This is a genomic window from Fontibacillus forbon, from assembly GCF_046559655.1.
Taxonomy (GTDB): domain Bacteria; phylum Bacillota; class Bacilli; order Paenibacillales; family Paenibacillaceae; genus Fontibacillus.
This window is the reverse complement of the sequence record NZ_JBKGFV010000004.1, coordinates 188,054-205,351: the sequence shown is the minus strand read 5'-3', so window position 1 is coordinate 205,351 and position 17,298 is coordinate 188,054. Positions and strand designations below refer to the sequence as shown.

General features: G+C 49.2%; 19 protein-coding genes. All 19 read left to right on the top strand.

Annotated features, from left to right (window positions below):
* Window positions 1-75 precede the first annotated feature (75 nt).
* From ACLB09_RS16650 to ACLB09_RS16560, 19 genes are read left to right on the top strand one after another with little or no spacing between them, the layout of a single operon-like run.
* On the top strand, window positions 76-789 hold the full coding sequence (locus ACLB09_RS16650) for a scaffolding protein (RefSeq protein WP_410770982.1): 714 nt from the start codon (window positions 76-78) through the stop codon (window positions 787-789).
* Window positions 790-804: 15 nt separating this feature from the next.
* Entirely contained in the window at window positions 805-1,182 is a 378-nt protein-coding gene (locus ACLB09_RS16645; RefSeq protein ID WP_410770981.1) for a head decoration protein, read from the top strand.
* Window positions 1,183-1,211: 29 nt separating this feature from the next.
* Window positions 1,212-2,375 (top strand): major capsid protein, encoded by a 1,164-nt coding sequence (locus ACLB09_RS16640; protein ID WP_410770980.1) that lies wholly within the window; start codon window positions 1,212-1,214, stop codon window positions 2,373-2,375.
* A 56-nt stretch (window positions 2,376-2,431) separates the two neighbouring features.
* On the top strand, window positions 2,432-2,782 hold the full coding sequence (locus tag ACLB09_RS16635) for a hypothetical protein (RefSeq protein WP_410770979.1): 351 nt from the start codon (window positions 2,432-2,434) through the stop codon (window positions 2,780-2,782).
* A 9-nt stretch (window positions 2,783-2,791) separates the two neighbouring features.
* Window positions 2,792-3,181 carry a hypothetical protein gene (locus ACLB09_RS16630; protein WP_410770978.1) on the top strand — a complete coding sequence of 130 codons (390 nt, stop codon included), beginning with the start codon at window positions 2,792-2,794 and terminating at the stop codon, window positions 3,179-3,181.
* Window positions 3,178-3,510, top strand: a complete 333-nt coding sequence (locus tag ACLB09_RS16625; protein ID WP_410770977.1) for a hypothetical protein — start codon at window positions 3,178-3,180, stop codon at window positions 3,508-3,510. Before ACLB09_RS16630 ends, ACLB09_RS16625 begins: the two co-directional genes overlap by 4 nt.
* Window positions 3,511-3,535: 25 nt before the next feature.
* Entirely contained in the window at window positions 3,536-3,937 is a 402-nt protein-coding gene (locus ACLB09_RS16620) for an HK97 gp10 family phage protein (RefSeq protein WP_410770976.1), read from the top strand.
* A gap of 3 nt (window positions 3,938-3,940) precedes the next feature.
* Window positions 3,941-4,345 (top strand): minor capsid protein, encoded by a 405-nt coding sequence (locus ACLB09_RS16615; protein ID WP_410770975.1) that lies wholly within the window; start codon window positions 3,941-3,943, stop codon window positions 4,343-4,345.
* 2 nt (window positions 4,346-4,347) lie between these two features.
* The gene (locus ACLB09_RS16610; protein WP_410770974.1) at window positions 4,348-4,899 is read left to right on the top strand and encodes a hypothetical protein; all 552 of its coding nucleotides are present in this window, start codon (window positions 4,348-4,350) and stop codon (window positions 4,897-4,899) included.
* 34 nt (window positions 4,900-4,933) lie between these two features.
* On the top strand, window positions 4,934-5,383 hold the full coding sequence (locus tag ACLB09_RS16605; protein WP_410770973.1) for a hypothetical protein: 450 nt from the start codon (window positions 4,934-4,936) through the stop codon (window positions 5,381-5,383).
* A 35-nt stretch (window positions 5,384-5,418) separates the two neighbouring features.
* Entirely contained in the window at window positions 5,419-5,682 is a 264-nt protein-coding gene (locus ACLB09_RS16600; protein WP_410770972.1) for a hypothetical protein, read from the top strand.
* 4 nt (window positions 5,683-5,686) lie between these two features.
* The gene (locus tag ACLB09_RS16595) at window positions 5,687-9,826 is read left to right on the top strand and encodes a hypothetical protein (protein WP_410770971.1); all 4,140 of its coding nucleotides are present in this window, start codon (window positions 5,687-5,689) and stop codon (window positions 9,824-9,826) included.
* Window positions 9,827-10,375: a phage tail domain-containing protein gene (locus tag ACLB09_RS16590; RefSeq protein ID WP_410770970.1), complete on the top strand. Its 549-nt coding sequence runs from the start codon at window positions 9,827-9,829 to the stop codon at window positions 10,373-10,375.
* 21 nt (window positions 10,376-10,396) lie between these two features.
* Window positions 10,397-10,810, top strand: coding sequence for a phage tail fiber protein (locus ACLB09_RS16585; protein WP_410770969.1), 414 nt, complete (start codon window positions 10,397-10,399; stop codon window positions 10,808-10,810).
* A 6-nt stretch (window positions 10,811-10,816) separates the two neighbouring features.
* Window positions 10,817-13,612 carry a hypothetical protein gene (locus ACLB09_RS16580; protein WP_410770968.1) on the top strand — a complete coding sequence of 932 codons (2,796 nt, stop codon included), beginning with the start codon at window positions 10,817-10,819 and terminating at the stop codon, window positions 13,610-13,612.
* Window positions 13,613-13,624: 12 nt separating this feature from the next.
* Window positions 13,625-14,395: a hypothetical protein gene (locus ACLB09_RS16575; RefSeq protein ID WP_410770967.1), complete on the top strand. Its 771-nt coding sequence runs from the start codon at window positions 13,625-13,627 to the stop codon at window positions 14,393-14,395.
* Window positions 14,388-14,531, top strand: coding sequence for an XkdX family protein (locus ACLB09_RS16570; protein ID WP_211021786.1), 144 nt, complete (start codon window positions 14,388-14,390; stop codon window positions 14,529-14,531). The genes ACLB09_RS16575 and ACLB09_RS16570 overlap by 8 nt, the downstream gene beginning before the upstream one ends.
* A gap of 42 nt (window positions 14,532-14,573) precedes the next feature.
* Window positions 14,574-15,107, top strand: coding sequence for a phage distal tail protein (locus ACLB09_RS16565; protein ID WP_410770966.1), 534 nt, complete (start codon window positions 14,574-14,576; stop codon window positions 15,105-15,107).
* A 12-nt stretch (window positions 15,108-15,119) separates the two neighbouring features.
* Entirely contained in the window at window positions 15,120-17,285 is a 2,166-nt protein-coding gene (locus tag ACLB09_RS16560) for a phage tail protein (RefSeq protein WP_410770965.1), read from the top strand.
* Window positions 17,286-17,298: the final 13 nt, after the last annotated feature.

Sequence of the window (17,298 nt, the reverse complement as noted above, 5' to 3'; positions counted from 1 at the left end):
TTTGTCCAAAACACCGTGATGACGTTATAAAAGCTGCGGTAGGCAGTCCACCCGGACTCAAACAGGAGGATAAAGATGAGCAAATATATCGAAAAATCATTGCATTTCCCTTTTCGTTACCCATTAAACCTGCAATTGTTTGCTGAAGGCGGCGAAGGAGGAGAAGGGGGCGATGGCGGTGATAATGGCGGTAATGGTGGCGATGGCGGAGGCGGCAAGACGTTTACCCAATCTGAAGTTGACGCTATGTTCCAACAACGCCTGCCGCGAGCTGAAAAGGCCGCACAGAAGGCACTGGCAAAGGAACTGGGCTTTGATTCGGTCGATGCCATGCAGGCCGCCTTGAAGAAGGACAATGGAAGCGACAAGAAGGATGATGGGAAACTTGACCCTGCTGATGTCGAGAAATTATTAGACGAGCGAATCAAGGAGCGGGAAAAGGAACAGAACCAAAAGACCTTCAACCGCTTGCTTAATGCCGAGGTAAAGGTATTGGCGAATGAACTCGGATTCGCTGATTGGGAGGATGCCCGGGCCCTGGCCGATCTGACCGCAGTGAAGGAAAACGACAAGGGCGAGCTGGAGGGCGTGAAGGAAGCTCTCGAAACTCTGGCTAAGATTAAGCCACATCTGCTCAAATCGCGGCAGGGCGGCGGTCGGTTCGGCGCTGATATCGGCGGCGGAGCGCCCGGGGACAAAAAGAAACGCCAAGAAGAAATGATTAATTTAGCTAAAAGCCGCGGGACAATCGGCGGACAAGCCGTAAATGACCCTTGGGCGAAAAACTAAGGAGGGAAAGAATCTATGAGATTGCAACCAAGACCACGTGTTGTTGTACAGGACGAGCCGGAAATCCTGGCATCGTTCGAAGTGATCCGGGAGGTTACGAACGGCATCACGATTGATTCTGCTGCTGTTACGGCTGACGCAAACGGAGACAAGATTATCAAAAAAGGCATGCCAATGGCGAAGCTGACTGCTAGCGGTAAGTTTGTTCCATACAATTCGGCCGGCACTGACGGCAGCCAGAACCCGACCGTCATCCTGAAACACACGGTCAACGTTAAAGACGGGGATCATGTAGTTGGCGGCTACGAAGTGGCCAAGGTCATTACCGAGCGGATCCCCGTCACCGTTGATAACACTTTGCGCGGCAAGATGCCGCACATTGTATTTGCCTAATCAATGAACTAAGAAAGGATGAAAAATAAATGACAGAGAAACATATTATTTTAGCACTCGGCGGGACTCCGAAGTTTCGCTTTAAGCTGGATCTCCAAACATTTGCGGACGATCCCATTGATCTGACGCTTGAGGAGGCACTGACCGGTGACGACTTGTTGGTCTACTCTCGCAACCTCGAGACTTCGAATGAATATCTGCATCCGCTTCTGTTTCCTCCGCACGAAACGGCAGAGCTGACGGTCGATGTCATTCAGGAAGAGTCGCCGCGGCTGCCGGTCATGGCCCAAATTGCCGAGCTTGGTACTGAAGTCGAGTACGGTTCCCGGGAAGGCTTGAAGGGATCTCGAATCGAGATTCCGAAGATTCAGCGCGGTCGTTATATGGACGAAAAGCTGGTCCGTTTAGCCTTGCAGGCGTCCCAAAGCTTTGGTCTCCGTAATGAGGAGCGTAACCAGCTCCGCACCCGGCAACTGAACGATGCTCAGTATGCCGTTGACGCAATCCGCGCTCGCCGTGAATGGATCGCCATGACATCCATTTGGAGCGGCAAGGTGGTCTATACCGAAGGCAACGTAAAGGTAGATGTCGACTTCGGCTATACTTCCGACCAAAAGCCGGTCCTGTCCGGCACCGATCTATGGAGCGACATCACCAACTCTACGCCGTTGGATGATATTCAACTTTGGGTCGATCAATGGAGAGCTAAGGGCATCCGTCTCCGCCGCGCGATGACATCCCAGAAGATTATCACGCTGCTTCGCCGGAACTTGTCGGTCCGGAAGGCATACCACGGCGATCCAAGTGGTAGCGCACAACCGCCACAGCTTACTAAGGCCCAACTGGATACGGTATTTGATTCCATGGAATTCCCGACGCTTGTCGCATACGATGCGCAGGCCCGCACCGAGGACCGCGCTCTGACCGGCGGCAAGCTTTCCCTTACGACGATCCGCATGGTGCCAGAAGATCGCTTTATCCTTCTTCCAGAGGGTCCGTTGGGTAACTACCTGTGGGCTAAGACGACGGAGGAAATGATGGCCGAAATCGAGGCGGAGCAAACCGGCGACATGGGTTTGTTCGTCTTCCGCGACGTCACCAAGAACCCGATCCGTCTGCGGACCGCTGGTGTTGCTCTGAACTTCCCGGCGTTTGCCTGGGCTGATTCGGTCGTATCGGCAAAAGTATTGTAGGAGCTCTTTTTTCGAGGGCTCCTTTTCTTTTTACTAAAACGGAAAGGGTGAATGAAGTGGATATCAAAGTAACCGGTACCGTAAAGCATAACGGCAAATGGTACGGCCCGAATGATGTCATTTCTGGCTTGGGTGAGGTGGAAGGCGAGCGCATCATCGAGATCAGTGCCGGCATCAAGGTAGAAAAGACTCCTGATCAGATCGCGGCGGAAGAAGCGGCAGCTGAAAAGGCAAAAGCAGAAGCGGAAGAGGCTGAGCGGAAAACCGCAGAAGAAAAGGCGAAGAAAGAAGCCGACAAGCAGCTTAAGAACCTCCGCAAGAAAGCCGCTGAACTCGGTATCGAGGGTGTCGAGGATAAGGATGCCGAAACGCTGGCCGCTGAAATCAAGGCTGCTGAGCAAAAGTAGGTGATTGATGTGGAAAGGCAAGAAGTTGCTGACTGGATCGCCGCCAACATGCTGGATACAGATGCTTGGGACCGGGCTTCCGAACAAAAGCAGGCTGTCGCTGTCGTCCAGGCCGAGCGAAATCTCGCTATCTGGTATCCGGATATCCAACCTATGGCCGTTTCCATCGTAGCGTTTCAAGCGGTCTGGGAACTGCAGGGCATTGATCCGGCGCTCAAATACCAGAAACAGGGCGTCAAAAGCGTCACAGACGAGGGTGAACAGGTCAATTTTAGGGATGTGCCCCGTGATGTCGTTGCCCCGGATGTTCGGCAATTGCTTGGCCCTACTGCTGATGAGTTGGCCGAGGAAGAAGTCGCGGGGGCGTTACAGCCGCAGTATGGCGGTGCATTGATATGAGCCTGTTTGGGTATCCGGCGACGGTTATTCATTACCACTCTGAGGTGGATGATTGGGGGCGGCCGTTGCCGCCTACCAGCACCGCTAGGGCTGCCAAGGTCGATGAAGAACAGAAATTGATCAAGAATGCCAAGGGTGAAGAGGTTCAGATCGCCTACGAAATCCATGTGGAAGGTGCTATTCCGATCGGCTTCGATGACTACTTTTTTTATACCAATGCTCTTGGTCTTGAGATCCGCTGCGATGTCGCTCATTTCGAAGTGAAGAAATACCTCGGCACCGACGACGTGAAGAAGGTGATCGTTTATGGCCGACCACAAAATATTTAGCTTCAGCCTCGAGGGGATTGAGGCTATGATCGATCGTTTGGATCGGCTGGAGGATGATCTGGATCGCCGTCTCGAAGAAACGCTCACTAGTTTAGCGTTAAAGGTAATTGCTGATGCTAAGAAGTTGGCACCGATCGACGAGGGTGATCTTGAAGCAGCTCTCATAGTCGGTGAGGTAATGCAGACCATTGCTGGCATGTACATCGATCTCGGAACGAGCCCGGAAGTCGACGACTACGCCGTCGTGCAGCATGAGGGCTTCCGAAAAACGAAGGGCGGCAAGCTCGTCGAAATGACGCCTGGTCCGAAGACTATGAGTAAACCTGCTCACGGTGGTTACATGCCGGGGAAAAAATATCTGGAGAACGCTTTGAAAATGAACGAAGAGCTCATTTTGGAAGAACTCTCCAAGGTACTGGAGGGGTGATGCGTGCTTGCAGATGACTTGATCAAATTTCTGACCGGGGCGGGATTTACCGTTTATCCGGATGCGAACTTTATCCCGGCGGACCTACCGGAGACGAAGCTACCTTGTCTCTTTGTGTTTGGCAGCGGTGGCTTTGCTCCGCATGATTATGTGCCGACCGAGCGGCCGACCTTCCAAGTCATCGTTAAGGGGAAGTCTTACAAAACGTTGCCGGCGAACATAGCAGCAGCGGAGAAGCTTGCGAAAAGCCTGGTCAAACTTCTTCACCGCAAGCCAAATTATAAGATCGGCCAAACTCATGTGTTTTCGAGCAAAGCCATGCAGCAGCCGATTCCACTTGGTCTGGACGATAAGGATAGGCCGACGTATTCGACCAATTTTATGTTTTATACGAAGGAGGAAAAATAAAGATGGCAGACGTAGATAAGATTTATGCAGGTCCTGGTATTTTTACTTGGGGGGTTAAGGAGGACGGCACACTAGATGTCGATGCTGTTGTTTTCGACCTGACACAAGGCGGCATCCGGTTCTTTACGGAAACAACGTATTTTGAACCAACGACCGACCAAACCGGGACGGCGCCGGTGAAGTCATTCACGACCGGGACTGTGGGTAGAGTAGAGTTTGATACCCCTGATACTGATTTTGAGAAAGTCGTAAAGTTTAACGCCAACGCTTCCAAGGTTACGGATGCTACGAATCCGGATAAGGTGAAATACCAAGTCACTGGACTTGCCGGCAAGGAGTTGCCTCGGAAACGGGCAATGATTCAGCCGCAGGGAGTAACAGACCCTTCTCGATTTATTTATATCGAGTCTTGTGGTGTGAAGTTCGACGCTAACGCGAACTACCAACTTGATGACAACCAGAAGTTTACAATCAACGCGACGGCGTATCCGGATCTCAGCGCAACACCGCGCGGGCTGCTTTACACATGGGGAGATATCACAGCTACGGTATAATATAAATTCAATTCACTGAACAAGGGGAGGGCTCGTGCCTTCTCCTTTTCTTATTTCCTTGGAAGGAATGATGAAAATGTTCAACCTTGGTAAAAAAGACGTTGTAATGCTCGGCACTAAACGTGTTCAGGTTCCTAAACTGACCAGAAACCGATTGAAGAAATTGACCGATCACATCGGATCGATCGGCGACTACCTCGTAAAGTTATTCCTGACTCCTGAGAAAGATCGTGCGGTGTTTATTGTGGCGGCTGCGGACGTTTCCATAGATGAAATTTACGAATTAACTTCGCTCCTGAGCGATCTACCTATCGAATACTTGGATGAGCATGCTGCATTTTCGGAATGTACCGAGTTTCTTCGGCTTGCTTGGGAGAAGAACGATATGAATGAAGCCCTAAAAAACTTAGGCGGCCTGATTCCTCCGGTGGCTCAACAGTTCGTCCAGAGCATCGTCAGTCGGATGAATCGGGCCGAAAAGTAATCACACATGATGATTTTGTGCTCCGGTGCTGTGCTGTGCTCGGGAAGACGCAGCATGAAGTTGAGAATGAATACAATTTTGTGGACCTGCCAGAACTGCTCATGCTGAAGGACCAGATCAGAGCATCGGAGTTGCTGGAGAATATTGATATTGCTACCTTCCCTCATCTTACTGAAAAGAAAGATAGGGAGGCTATAATCAAGCGGATTACGAGTCCGCTCCCGAAACCGCCGGTAGAGCCGCCGAAGTCGGCAGAGGATCAATACCAAGCGCAACTGGCGCGGATGAAAGGACGGTGAGGTTATGGCTGTTGAAATTGGTGAACTTCGGGCACGAATGACTGCAGAAGCTCAAGAACTCAAGGCTGAAATAAGAGCGACGAAGAAAGATTTTTCCGATTTAGGAGAGCAAGGGAAAAAGACAGCCGATGACATTGATAATTTGAACTCGTCTCTTGGACAGTTGGGGAATAACAAAGATCAAATCAACCGCCTCACGTCTGTACTGGAAAACGTGAATGCGAAAATTGAGATCCAACAGAGAAAACTCGCCGAACTCAAACAATCCTATGAAGCGACCTTCGATGAGGCGAAAAAGAGTAAGCTGCAAGAGCAAATCGTAAACACAGAAGGTGTATTGATCCGGCTTACCCAAACGTCTGATCAAACTGCCCAGAAAATTTGGGCTTTGGAGGATAGCTTGAATCAGGCCGGCGCAGGTGGTCAGCAAGTAGCGGCTCAATTGAATACACTTGATGATGCCCTGAAAGGAATTGGACTTAACGCAGATCAAATCAAAACCATAAAGAGGCATCTTGATGAAGCGGATCCGGCAAAACTCGATCGTCAACTGGATGAATTAAGTGCTGCCCTTAGAAAGCTTGGGGTTGACAGCAAGCAGATTGAAAAAATCACAAATGAACTACGTGAGTCTGAGCAAGAGGCCTATAAGACAAAACAAGGTATCAGCGGGTTAGCTTCTGGCCTTGCTTCACTAGGAGCCGGTGCCGCAACGGTAAAACTTGCGAATGTCATGAAATCGTTGGCGAATGAAACTAATCAATTGGCCAACTCTTACAGAGGTCTTTCTGTTGTATCCGACAAATTCAATGTTGATTCACAAGAGTCTGTTGAATTGGCTGATAAATTGGCCGATCGCTGGGGCCTGAATAAAGCTACCCTGGCGGACACTGTAAAAACGTATTTGAGCATGAACCTCACTCTTGCAGATACTGAAAAGCTCATCACGGCCACAGCAGATGCCGCAGCGTACAATAGGCAAGCTCATTTATCTTGGGATGAAGCGATTAAGCAAGTTGCTGAAGGTATCAAATCAGGGAACTCCAATTTGACTGACGCAGCCGGTATCACGACGAATCTTTCTGTAATGTATGATCGTTTCGCCAAGTCTATTGGGACGACGGCGGGGAAGCTGACGGAAGCCGGAAAAATACAGGCGGTTTACAACGGCATGCTCCAAGAAGGAGCAATCTTTGCCGGGAATGCTGATTCAGCAATGACAGGTTACACCGGAACGCAAGCGACATTTAACCAGACCATGCAGATGGCTCGGGTAGAACTAGGTGAGGCGTTCCTTCCTGTGATCCAGAAAATTACGGAAGAAATCGTGCCGATGGTTAAGGGGTTTACCGAGTGGACGAGTGAAAACAAGGAAGTTGTTGCAGGAATGGGAGCCGCAGCCATTGCGATTACTGCACTAATTGCAGTCGTCGGAGCACTCTCGGCAGCGTTTCTCATGCTCAATGCAGCTATGGGTCCAGTAGGATGGATCCTAATGGCAATCGGTGCTGTTGCAGCTGGGACGATAGCATACAGCCAAGCAGCTGATGCTGCTTCAGGCTCTGTATGGAAATTTGCGCAGAGCCAAGAAGAACTCAACAAAAAATTAGCTGAGTCCCCGTTAAATAGGTCTCAACAGGACGTCAAGAATCTTCAAGCAGATTATGACACGCTTAATAAGTTATTGGAGGAACGCGCCAAGCTCGAGGAAGAGATCCTGAAGAAGCAAATCGGCCTTCAAGGTGCAGGTCAGGCCCGAGGAATGAACTCAGATCTCCAAAAACGAATGAGCGAATTAACGGAGCTCCAAACGAAACTGGAGGACATCAATGATGATCTGAAAGTGTTCGGTGCCGAGACGCCTGATAAAGCCAACAAAGTGCTGGCGGATTTAAAGAAGCAAATGGACGGAGCCGTCCCTGCCTTAATCGATATGAAGCGAGCTGAGTTGCAAGACCTCGCCGCCAAGAATCAGAAAATTTCTTCAATGGAGAAGTTGGTTACTCGATACAATGAGCTGAGCGGGGTACAAAAGCTGGATCAGACTCAGAAAACCGAATTGATCAGCATTACCAATCAGCTCAAATCAGAGTATCCAGACCTACATGCCCTTATGGACAAAGAAGGCCAGATCCGGATCAAAAACATCGATTACATTGAAGAACAGATCGGCGTTGAAAGAGGACTGATTCAGGGCTCTGTCGATTCGGCAAAGGCTTACATCACCAACCTGCAGAAGATGGCGGACGCACAGCGAGTTTCCGTTGAAACGCAGATTAAGAATTACGAGAAACTATTGCAAGCTATGCAGGCTGTGTCCGGCTCAAAGTCTAGTACATCGCTTCTCAAACAGGCGAATCCTCTCTTGGGGAATTACACTGAAAAATATGCAAAAGACAATCTTCAGCCGACGAAGGACAAGTTAAATGAATTGTACGATGAACATAATGAATACGCCAAGGCTCAACTTGAATTAAGGAAAATTGCAAGTTCGTTGGATTCAAGCGGTCTTGATTCCTTCCTCCCATCAAGCGGGAGTGGGAGTTTGTTTGAGGAAAACGATAAGAAGAAAAAGGATAAGAAAGGGAAGACAGCAGCTGACCTCAGGAAAGATGCATACGACGCTGCCATTGCCACGGTGCAATATCAGGCTGAAATGTACGATTGGACAGCAGAGCAGCAGATTGCCGCTTATGAAAAGATACGGAAGCAACACAAGCAGCACCTGAAGGAAACTCTTGAAGACGAGCGGCAGTTAAATCTTCAGATCAAACGCCTGCAGGAGGATAGCATTAAATCTCGGTATGACTTTTCGAGCGAGTGGATCACCAAGGAAGAGCGTCGAATGGAGGAGTCCGGGAAGACGGAGATCGAGATCGCTCAAATGAAGATCGATGCATGGACCCGAGTGCGGGATCGGTACGCCAAGGACAGCGAGCAGTATAAACAGGCTGACGAAGCGTTATATCGAGCTCGAAAGGATCTGGTCAAGCTTCAGGAGCAGGCCGAGAAAGAAGCGACTAAAGCTCGGGAGGAGCGCGTTAAGGAATACCAGAAGCAGAACGACGACCTCCTTAAATCTGAACTCAAGGCTATCGACAAGGCGAAAAAGGCTGAACTGGATGCAATCGATAAGCGGAAGAAGGAATACGTAGCTGCTCAGGACGAAAAGATTGCAGCGATCGATGCTCTGATCAAGAAGGAAGAAGAACTCAATGCAGACGCTGACTATGAGACCCTCCTTGCTGAAAAAGTGGCTCGTAAGGAATTGCTCAGTACCGCAGTATCCCCGGAAGGCCGAAAGGAACTGGCTGACCTTATCGCCGAGATTGAGCGCATGCAACTCGAACATAGCCGCGAGCTACGGAAACGTGACCTCCAAGACCAAAAGGACAAACTTGAGGAAGAGAAGGACGAAAAAGAAGATGCCTACGATGAAGAGAAACGACTCACAGAGGCACGTTATGATGCGCTGACCGAGGCGTTACAAGAACACCAGGATGATATCGAGTTCATCGAGTCGGCTATTAAGAATTTCCGTATTGGTGCGAATCAAGAAGCCAATACTCAGATCCTGTCCGATCTGGATCTATTCGTTTCTGAATACCGGAGCCGGATGTCAGAAATTGTTTCGATTTCCGCAGTCACAGGGACCGGTGGCTCTGGCAGTGTTGGTCCGTCATCTTCCCAGGCTTCCCTTGATCTTGCAGAGTACAATGCCAATAAGGACGCCTGGGATGCAGCGAAGGCGCGCGGAGACAAGACCGAAATGGCCCGATTGACGGCTCGGAATGAGGAGATACGGAAGCTATATGGTATTGAAAAGGATACTGGAAAGCTCCCGAGTTTTGATGTGGGCGGTGTGGTCCCCGGTCCGATCGGAGCACCGATGCAGGCGATCATTCACGGCGGGGAGATTATCACAAACCCTAGCCAGTTTGAAAACATGTTCCGCCGGTTGACGGCGCCCATCGCTTCTCCGGCATTGAGCCAGCCGGCTACACCTGTTCAGCAACATATCGAAAACCACTTTGATATGTCAGTCGGTACGGTACAGATCGAAGACCAGCCGGATGCTCAAATTTTGTACACCGAACGCGAGCGGACAGCACGTCGCCTTGCGACGATAGGAGGCGGGAAGTAGATGGAAGACTTTGATGTATCGGTTAATGGTGAATGGATCTCTGAGATTACTGGGGCGGTACTGGTTAGCCGAAGTATCCCAGGGCTTCCGGAGACCAAGGATAACACGGTGGAGGTTGCTGAGCGAGATGGAGAGATTGATTTCGGTAGCACGTATGGAGCCCGGCCAGTAGGCCTGGGCTTTTTTATTGTCGGTGACTATGATTCTACCGTCTCGCTACTTATGCGAAAATTCAACATCCGGAGAGGCGTGCTAGATATAGTCTTTTCTGATCGGCCAAAGAAACATTATTTTGCTCAATACCGCGGTTCCATGAGTTGGGACGAATCGACCGGGAACCGGGTGATCGATATCCCGCTTAAAATGTACGACCCGTTTCCAGAGAGTGATGAGAGGATCGAAGAACTGGAAATCACAAGATCACCGCAGGTGGTATCCGTCCAATCTCTTGGTGATGAGCGGGCCAGCCCGATCATTGTACTGACCAATGTCGGCTCAACAACGCTAAATGGTTTTACCATCAAAAACGAATATAAAACCGAAATATAAAACCGAATAGGAGGATCAATCATGGCAGACGAAATTTTGCTATCTAAATCGAATTATTGGAAAACGGCCTGTCTGAATGCGGCACTTAGAGGCACACCGTTTACGCCTCCATCCAAGGTCTACATTTCTCTTTACACATCCGACCCAACAGATGCTGATACAGGGCAAGAAATCACTGGCGGGGGATATGCCAGGGCGGAAGTTGTATTCAGTGCTCCAACCATCGTAGCTCGTAGAGCTGTAACCAGTAATACAGCGGATGTGGCGTTCCCGGTTGCTACCGGCGATCAAGGGATTGCGTCCTTTGTCGGTATCCGTGACGCAGCCACGGGCGGAAAATTGCTCTATCACGGAGCTGTTAAAAAACCGCGGACTATCCTGGAGAACGACTTGATTCGCTTTTTAGCCGGACAACTTGTAATCGATGAGGGGTGATTGACCATGCAAAAAATGTTTGAAGCCGTTGTAAACTCTCCGAAGACAGAGCTGGTTGTGGCGATCACCGAAGTTGACACTGAAATCGAAGTATCCGATTCATCCGTATTACTCCAGCCTGAAGGTCTGGCAGTTATCGGAAATGGCGAAGGCGCAGAAACCATCAGATACACCGAAGTGGATGGTAATGTCCTTAAGGGCTGTATCCGGGGATTTCAGGGGACTGCAAAGCCTTGGGCGACAGGGACCAGGCTGGCTCGAAACTTCACGGCCTACGACCATAATACTTTTAAGGCGAACATTGAGAAGCATGATACGGACATCACGGCGCTCTCAGACCGGCTCGACATCGCGAACACTGACCCGGTAACGCTTCAGCCAGGCTTACAGGTGATCCATGCTGAACGGGACGCTCGGTTCCGGCTGGGTGAGATTAAAGGCCGGACGCTGATTAATCTGTTGGGGAATGCTGGGGACTGCGAATCAGCTTCATTTTGGACAGCGGCAAACCCGGCAATTGTCGTAGTAGACACGAACAACAAGGTGAGTGGTAGTAGTAGCATAAAAGTTACAATTGGAGCATCAACGACAATTGGGTCTGCTAGAACTAACATGCTTTTTGATATGAGCACAAGTAAACACTATTTAATTTGCGGATGGATTAAAAATGGGACCGCAACCAGCGGAGCGCTTGCTATTTCAGGAAGTCAAGCCAACATTGATGCGACAAAAACGAGTGTTGTAACTGATACGACGAAGTTCAACTTCGTCTATCGCAAAGTTACAGGTTTTTCGGCATCCGGCGTGAGTGTGGCAGTTATTGCTAATGGTGCGGCAGGGCAATACGTTTACGGCGACGAGATCCGTATTTATGAAATTAACGCAACACAATACGCTGAAATCGATAGCATGACAGCCGAGCAGGTCGCGGCTAAATACCCGTACACAGGGTCCGGCATCGTCGGCGTCGAAAATCCGTATGCCATCGGTTACGGGGAGAACTTGCTGCCACCGTTCTATGATTCATGGGCCGCATCCACAAACGCAAGTTTGTCGATTATATCTGACTATGAAATTGTATTAAGAACATCCGGAACCGCTCAAGAGTTCGTACATCTCCCATCATATCCAGTTTTGAGGAATACAACATACACTTTTTCCGCAGAGCATAACGCCGGGCTGAATATACACGCTCCAGGAAAGGGAACTATAGCTTCCAATGTAAGAGCTGGTTATGTTACGTTCAACTCAGGCGATGCTACAGCGATAAATATAGGTTTCGTGGACGGTGGGGCGTCCGGCGGAGTCGCAGGAGAATATAGGATTAAGAATCCGATGCTCGTCATAGGTTCCGAGCTGAAACCATTTAAGCCGCAGCGGAACACGATGCTCGCGCTACAAACGGAGTTATACGCGAATCCGGCGGACGGCAGCGAGCCTGATGTATTGTTCGAGCGTGAAGGGCAATATTTCAAACTGGCTAAGTGGAAAAGAAACACACTGGACGGTTCGCTGAACTGGATTCACTCCTTAAATTTAACAGACGCAAAAGTATTGCGATCTCCATCCTATGCAACTAACGCATTGAATGCTCAGGGCCAAGGAACGCTTGTTAAGTGGAATGGGGTAAGGATGGGAAATTTGTTTGGGTCGGTCGGCTTGTCTTGGAAAGTTGCAGACTTATGGCAAATAAATGCGGGAGATTTGTGGATTTCTATATCTAACTCTGAAAGTGGGTGGGGTGTTGATTATATACCTACAGCAGACGAGATTAAGGCGTATTTTATGGGCTGGAAAATGTGCGTTGCCGGGGGTAGCCGGATCGACCCGTATAATGGGACTGGCACAAAGAATTGGTATCCAATTACGCGAATTAACGACGCATACGATGCCCAATACAATCGAACAACAGTACCTACAGATCAAGCGCCCAATAAAGACGGATACACGCCTTACCAACTCCTCTACCGTCTCGCAAAGGAAACCGTCGAACCTGTCGTTTCCGAGGGTGCGCTCCGGTTGAATGAAGGCGGAAACCTAATTGAAGTCGGGACGGTGATTGTGCTAAGGGAACGGGCGAATCCGAAGCTAGAAAGTGGTACAAACCAATACTGGATAAATATCGTAGATAGCCTAACATCTTTGGCAAATCAGCTAGAATCTAAAACCGGTAAGATATTAGCCGTTTATAGGGATTCTAGACAAGACTTTAAATGGAACATTGCAGCGGTATCTCCGTATTCTTACGGGGCTGTATCAGCGGTTATTCTTGCTGCAAATTTTGATCCTTTCGCCGCATACTCCGTCACATACACCAAACTCGACAAATCTCCGATCCAGTCGATCACTGGTAGCCTGGCCACGAATGAAAAGGCGCAGATCAGCGACCTGACGGCGGGAGTGGCCGAGGCGTTACAGCGCGTTTCCGTTGTCGAACAGAAGAAGGCGGAGAAGGACTCTCCGGCTCCGGTATGGATCACGCCGACGCTGCTTAACGGGTGGATCAATTATGATTTAAGCCAATATGATCCTGTCGGTTTTTACAAGGATTCTTTTGGGGAGGTCCATCTTAGAGGAATGATAGGTGGTGGTGCAGTTACACCAGGAACAGTCTTGTTTCGATTACCTGAAGGATACCGCCCAAAGAAACATAAAGCATTGCAAGCCATGGGATCAATTGACGGACTCACAGTTAGCTCGACGTTCCTGGTTGTTACGCCTCTCGGAGAAGTAAATATACTTAGGGGAGCCAATAACGGATATCTGTCATTATGTATCCCTACATTTTCGGCCGAACAATAAGGAGGGTTCAAATTGAAAGCAGTTCCTAAAATAAACATGGACGGCCTTTATATCGAGGACGTAATCGTGGACGATGCCTTTTCAGGTATCGTCCCTTTTTATGCCGATCCACCTGCACCGGAACCTGACTTGTCGCCTGAAACCGATGAAGATGCGGCGGAAGAGCAGCCGGAAGAGGAGAGGGAGCCAGCCGGTTATATTGTCGGAGTGCCGGTTCCGTCCGGACTGTATCTGCCGCGCTTTGACTTGGTGGGATGGCTGGCGTATCAGGATGCTATTGCCGAGGCAAACGACGAATATCAAGCTGCATATGCCGAATGGTCCTCGCAACCCGAGGATGAGCGCGGGGAGCCACCGGTATATATTGCACCAGCTCAGCCTGAGTTATGGGCCGAAGGTTTGACACCGGAGGAGATCGAAGCACTGCATCCACCACAGGAGCCGACCGAGTTTGAGCAGTTGCAAACGGAAGTCTCGGACATACGGCAGCAAAACGAGCAGCAGCAGAAAGCAATCGACAGCGCAGGATTGGAACTGGAGCAAGTGAAGTCGGAGAGTGAAGAACAGCAGCAGACAATCGGCACGCTGGGAATGGAGCAAATTAAGCAGGATCTATCGACCCTTGACCTCAAACAGCAGAACGGTGTACTCGGTGCTGAACTGGTCAAAAAGGATATATCGATCCTCGATTTGTACATGCAAAATCAGGTTCTCGGGCAAATGCTGGCGGCACTAGAATTAAAGCTCTTAGCAAATGGAACAGGGGGCGAAGTGAATGTTTAATAGTGACTTCGAACGTTTGTCTTATTTTTACGAAAAAAAGTGGGTTTCCGATGTACAACTCAAGCTCTATGTTCAGTTTGGAACCATTTCAGCATCGGAGTTCAAGGTAATCACTGGCAAGGATTATAAGGCTTAATGATGCAAAGGAAAATTTTCCTTACCTGAAAGGAGGGGGGAGATGTTTGGCGGAAACTTTAATGATTTAGCCTTTAACTCAGCTACAGAGGATGCGGTAAACATCGTGGATATGGAAGCCCGCTTATCCGGAGAGGGCCGAGTGTTGGTTGATAAGTTTTCAATGGAAATGGCCGCGACGGCCCACCTGTCTGGCGATGGCCGGATAACTGCTGAATACATCCGGGAATATTCCCTGGATCCAGAGCGGATGTCCGGTGAAGGTCGGTTATCAGCTTCCTTTATCCGGGAGATCAGGCATTCGGCCCGATTATCTGGGGAAGGACGTTTAAGGGCGGAAGCAACGAAGTACCATGTAGATTACATCGAGTTCACGGATACCTTTAAGCCTGGTGATGTGATTATCATAGACAGCGGGAAATTAAAGATAACCCGGAACGGCCAGAACGTCTCCCATCTATATGAAGGGGGCTTTTTTGACCTGAACCTCGGCACCAACAATTTGACCTGGACTGATCCTGCCACTGGGCGGACAATCCTATTCCGGATTACTCACCGGGATAAGTTTCTGTATTAAGGGGCTGAAAAGATGCCTAAAACAATGCAAGTATTCGATAAAAATTTCAAGCGCACCGGTACTCTGATTGATGCTTATAGCATCGAACGAAGAAGACGGCTCAATTCCGATTATGAGCTGTCTTTTTTAGTACCTATGACCTCAGATGATTATCTGGAGAAAATCCAGATGAAAGGTCATTTCCAAGACGAGCGCGGCCAGTTTTACGTGATTAACAGCCGGAAGCGGGATCGATCGAAGAAAACCCTGACGGCTATGATTACGGCCACGCATGTTATGTTCAAGATGAACGATTACAAGGTACCGTATGATGATTACATCACGGAGGCATATGGTGTCCATATATCGACGTTGCTGAACAAAATCAGCGCGTGGACCGGAGGACGGTTCACATTCCAGGTGCATGACACGTTTGACCTTTGGGACATTAAAGATTTTGGCCGGACGACTGTACTTGCCGCGCTTAACCAAGTGATAAACACATACAAAGCGGAGATCCGCCCGGATAACTTCGTGATTCATATCCACAAAAAGACCGGCTCTCAAACGGAGAGGTACGAATTCCGGACAAAAAAGAACATCATTTCCGATTCGTTCAAAGACGACGGGACCGGGCTTGTTACCAAAATGCATGCTCAGATGAAAGATGGCCGGACATGGGTCGGGATGTCCGCTGACAATCTTACGGCCGAGGAACGCAGCTTGCTCCAGTCCATCCCAGGCGCGATCCAGAACGGGAAGGTCATGGTCAATTACCTTCTTTCCCCTTACGTTAATTACTGGGGCAGTGACAGCGTTCCGTTTTTCGCCGGTGAAAACATCCAGCAGGACATTGAGGATCCGGTGGAGCTCCTGAAATCTACCCGGGAAGAACTGCGTAAGAAGGAAATGCCGGAGTTGGAGATCAACCTTAGCGCAGCCGATCTACACAAAATCGACCGAGACGAGCGACCTCCGGATCTGGGTGATGCAGCGACAGTTTACGATCCGGAGATGGAAATGCACCGGATCGCTGTCCGGATCGTGGAATTGACCGAGTACCCGTACTCCATTGACCAGCACTCGAAGGTCACGCTGGCCAACTTTGCATTGAAGGATGACATTGATCTACTCGCAGATTTAGAGAAATCGCGAAAGGTGATGGAGAATCTTCTTTCCGGCGGCCGTATCCGCACGGACGTATTTGAGGCATTCGCCCGGCAAGCTATAATCGACATCGATAACAGTAAGACTGAATTAATTTATCCGCCAGAGGGCGGTATCCTCGCCCAGGAGAAGACGAATCCACTAGAACAAGTCCGTTTGACCTCCAAGGGACTCGGAATATCGACAGATGGCTGGAAGACAATCAGATCCGCAATTACCGCCCGTGGGGTACTGGCTGAAACTGTAATTGGTCAGCTCGGTGCATTTGTATCGATGTTGATTGGAAGCGGAAATGACGTCACTCAGATCAATACGAAGGGCATAGCAGCCGGCCACGCTGACTTCAACAGCGCTCCGTTTCGCGTCGATATGAAGGGGAACCTGATTGCAAACAAGTTGACGGCCAATTCGGCACAGATCAAGAGCTCAAATTTCTCCGATGGCGAAATTCTTGGCTCATCCATCAACGTGGGGAACGGGAAATTTATTGTAAGTAAGGCGGGGTACGCTTATGCAGAAGGTGGACTGTTCTCTGGGGGCACAATTACAGGGGCTTTGTTCAGAACCGCAGTAAGCGGGGCTCGATTCGAAGCGGATTCGTCCGGATGGCATACCTATGACTCGAATAACCGTGAAAGAATTAGTATTTCCATAAATAACTCGTACGGGATGAATGCAATTAATTTCAATAAATCTAATGGCAGTGGGTCTGGAACAATTAATGGTACCGATATTGGCCTAACACTTGAATCTTTTGGAACATTATTTTTAGCATCTTTAGGCGGGAATGTCCAAGTGCAAGGAAGTACGTATTTCAGAGACAGCGTTCAGTTCAATAGCAGTGTAAGTGGAATTGGAATGTCTAGTATTTCTGGACTTCAAACGGAGTTATCAAACATAAGGTCGCTAGTAAATGATAAACCTAATAGAAGCGAAACAGCTAAAAATATGACATTCGACCCTACAACCAGAAACTTAAAACTTTACAGTATAACCGGAGACACATTAGCTATAGTTAATATCCCAAAGTGATTATATATAAGGT

What these genes read in the sequence shown, in the direction of transcription:
- ACLB09_RS16650 (WP_410770982.1), top strand. Translation starts at nt 76, where the DNA reads ATGAGCAAATATATCGAAAAATCATTGCATTTCCCTTTTCGTTACCCA.
- ACLB09_RS16645 (WP_410770981.1), top strand. Translation starts at nt 805, where the DNA reads ATGAGATTGCAACCAAGACCACGTGTTGTTGTACAGGACGAGCCGGAA.
- ACLB09_RS16640 (WP_410770980.1), top strand. Translation starts at nt 1,212, where the DNA reads ATGACAGAGAAACATATTATTTTAGCACTCGGCGGGACTCCGAAGTTT.
- ACLB09_RS16625 (WP_410770977.1), top strand. Translation starts at nt 3,178, where the DNA reads ATGAGCCTGTTTGGGTATCCGGCGACGGTTATTCATTACCACTCTGAG.
- ACLB09_RS16620 (WP_410770976.1), top strand. Translation starts at nt 3,536, where the DNA reads ATGATCGATCGTTTGGATCGGCTGGAGGATGATCTGGATCGCCGTCTC.
- ACLB09_RS16610 (WP_410770974.1), top strand. Translation starts at nt 4,348, where the DNA reads ATGGCAGACGTAGATAAGATTTATGCAGGTCCTGGTATTTTTACTTGG.
- ACLB09_RS16595 (WP_410770971.1), top strand. Translation starts at nt 5,687, where the DNA reads ATGGCTGTTGAAATTGGTGAACTTCGGGCACGAATGACTGCAGAAGCT.
- ACLB09_RS16590 (WP_410770970.1), top strand. Translation starts at nt 9,827, where the DNA reads ATGGAAGACTTTGATGTATCGGTTAATGGTGAATGGATCTCTGAGATT.
- ACLB09_RS16585 (WP_410770969.1), top strand. Translation starts at nt 10,397, where the DNA reads ATGGCAGACGAAATTTTGCTATCTAAATCGAATTATTGGAAAACGGCC.
- ACLB09_RS16580 (WP_410770968.1), top strand. Translation starts at nt 10,817, where the DNA reads ATGCAAAAAATGTTTGAAGCCGTTGTAAACTCTCCGAAGACAGAGCTG.
- ACLB09_RS16570 (WP_211021786.1), top strand. Translation starts at nt 14,388, where the DNA reads ATGTTTAATAGTGACTTCGAACGTTTGTCTTATTTTTACGAAAAAAAG.
- ACLB09_RS16565 (WP_410770966.1), top strand. Translation starts at nt 14,574, where the DNA reads ATGTTTGGCGGAAACTTTAATGATTTAGCCTTTAACTCAGCTACAGAG.
- ACLB09_RS16560 (WP_410770965.1), top strand. Translation starts at nt 15,120, where the DNA reads ATGCCTAAAACAATGCAAGTATTCGATAAAAATTTCAAGCGCACCGGT.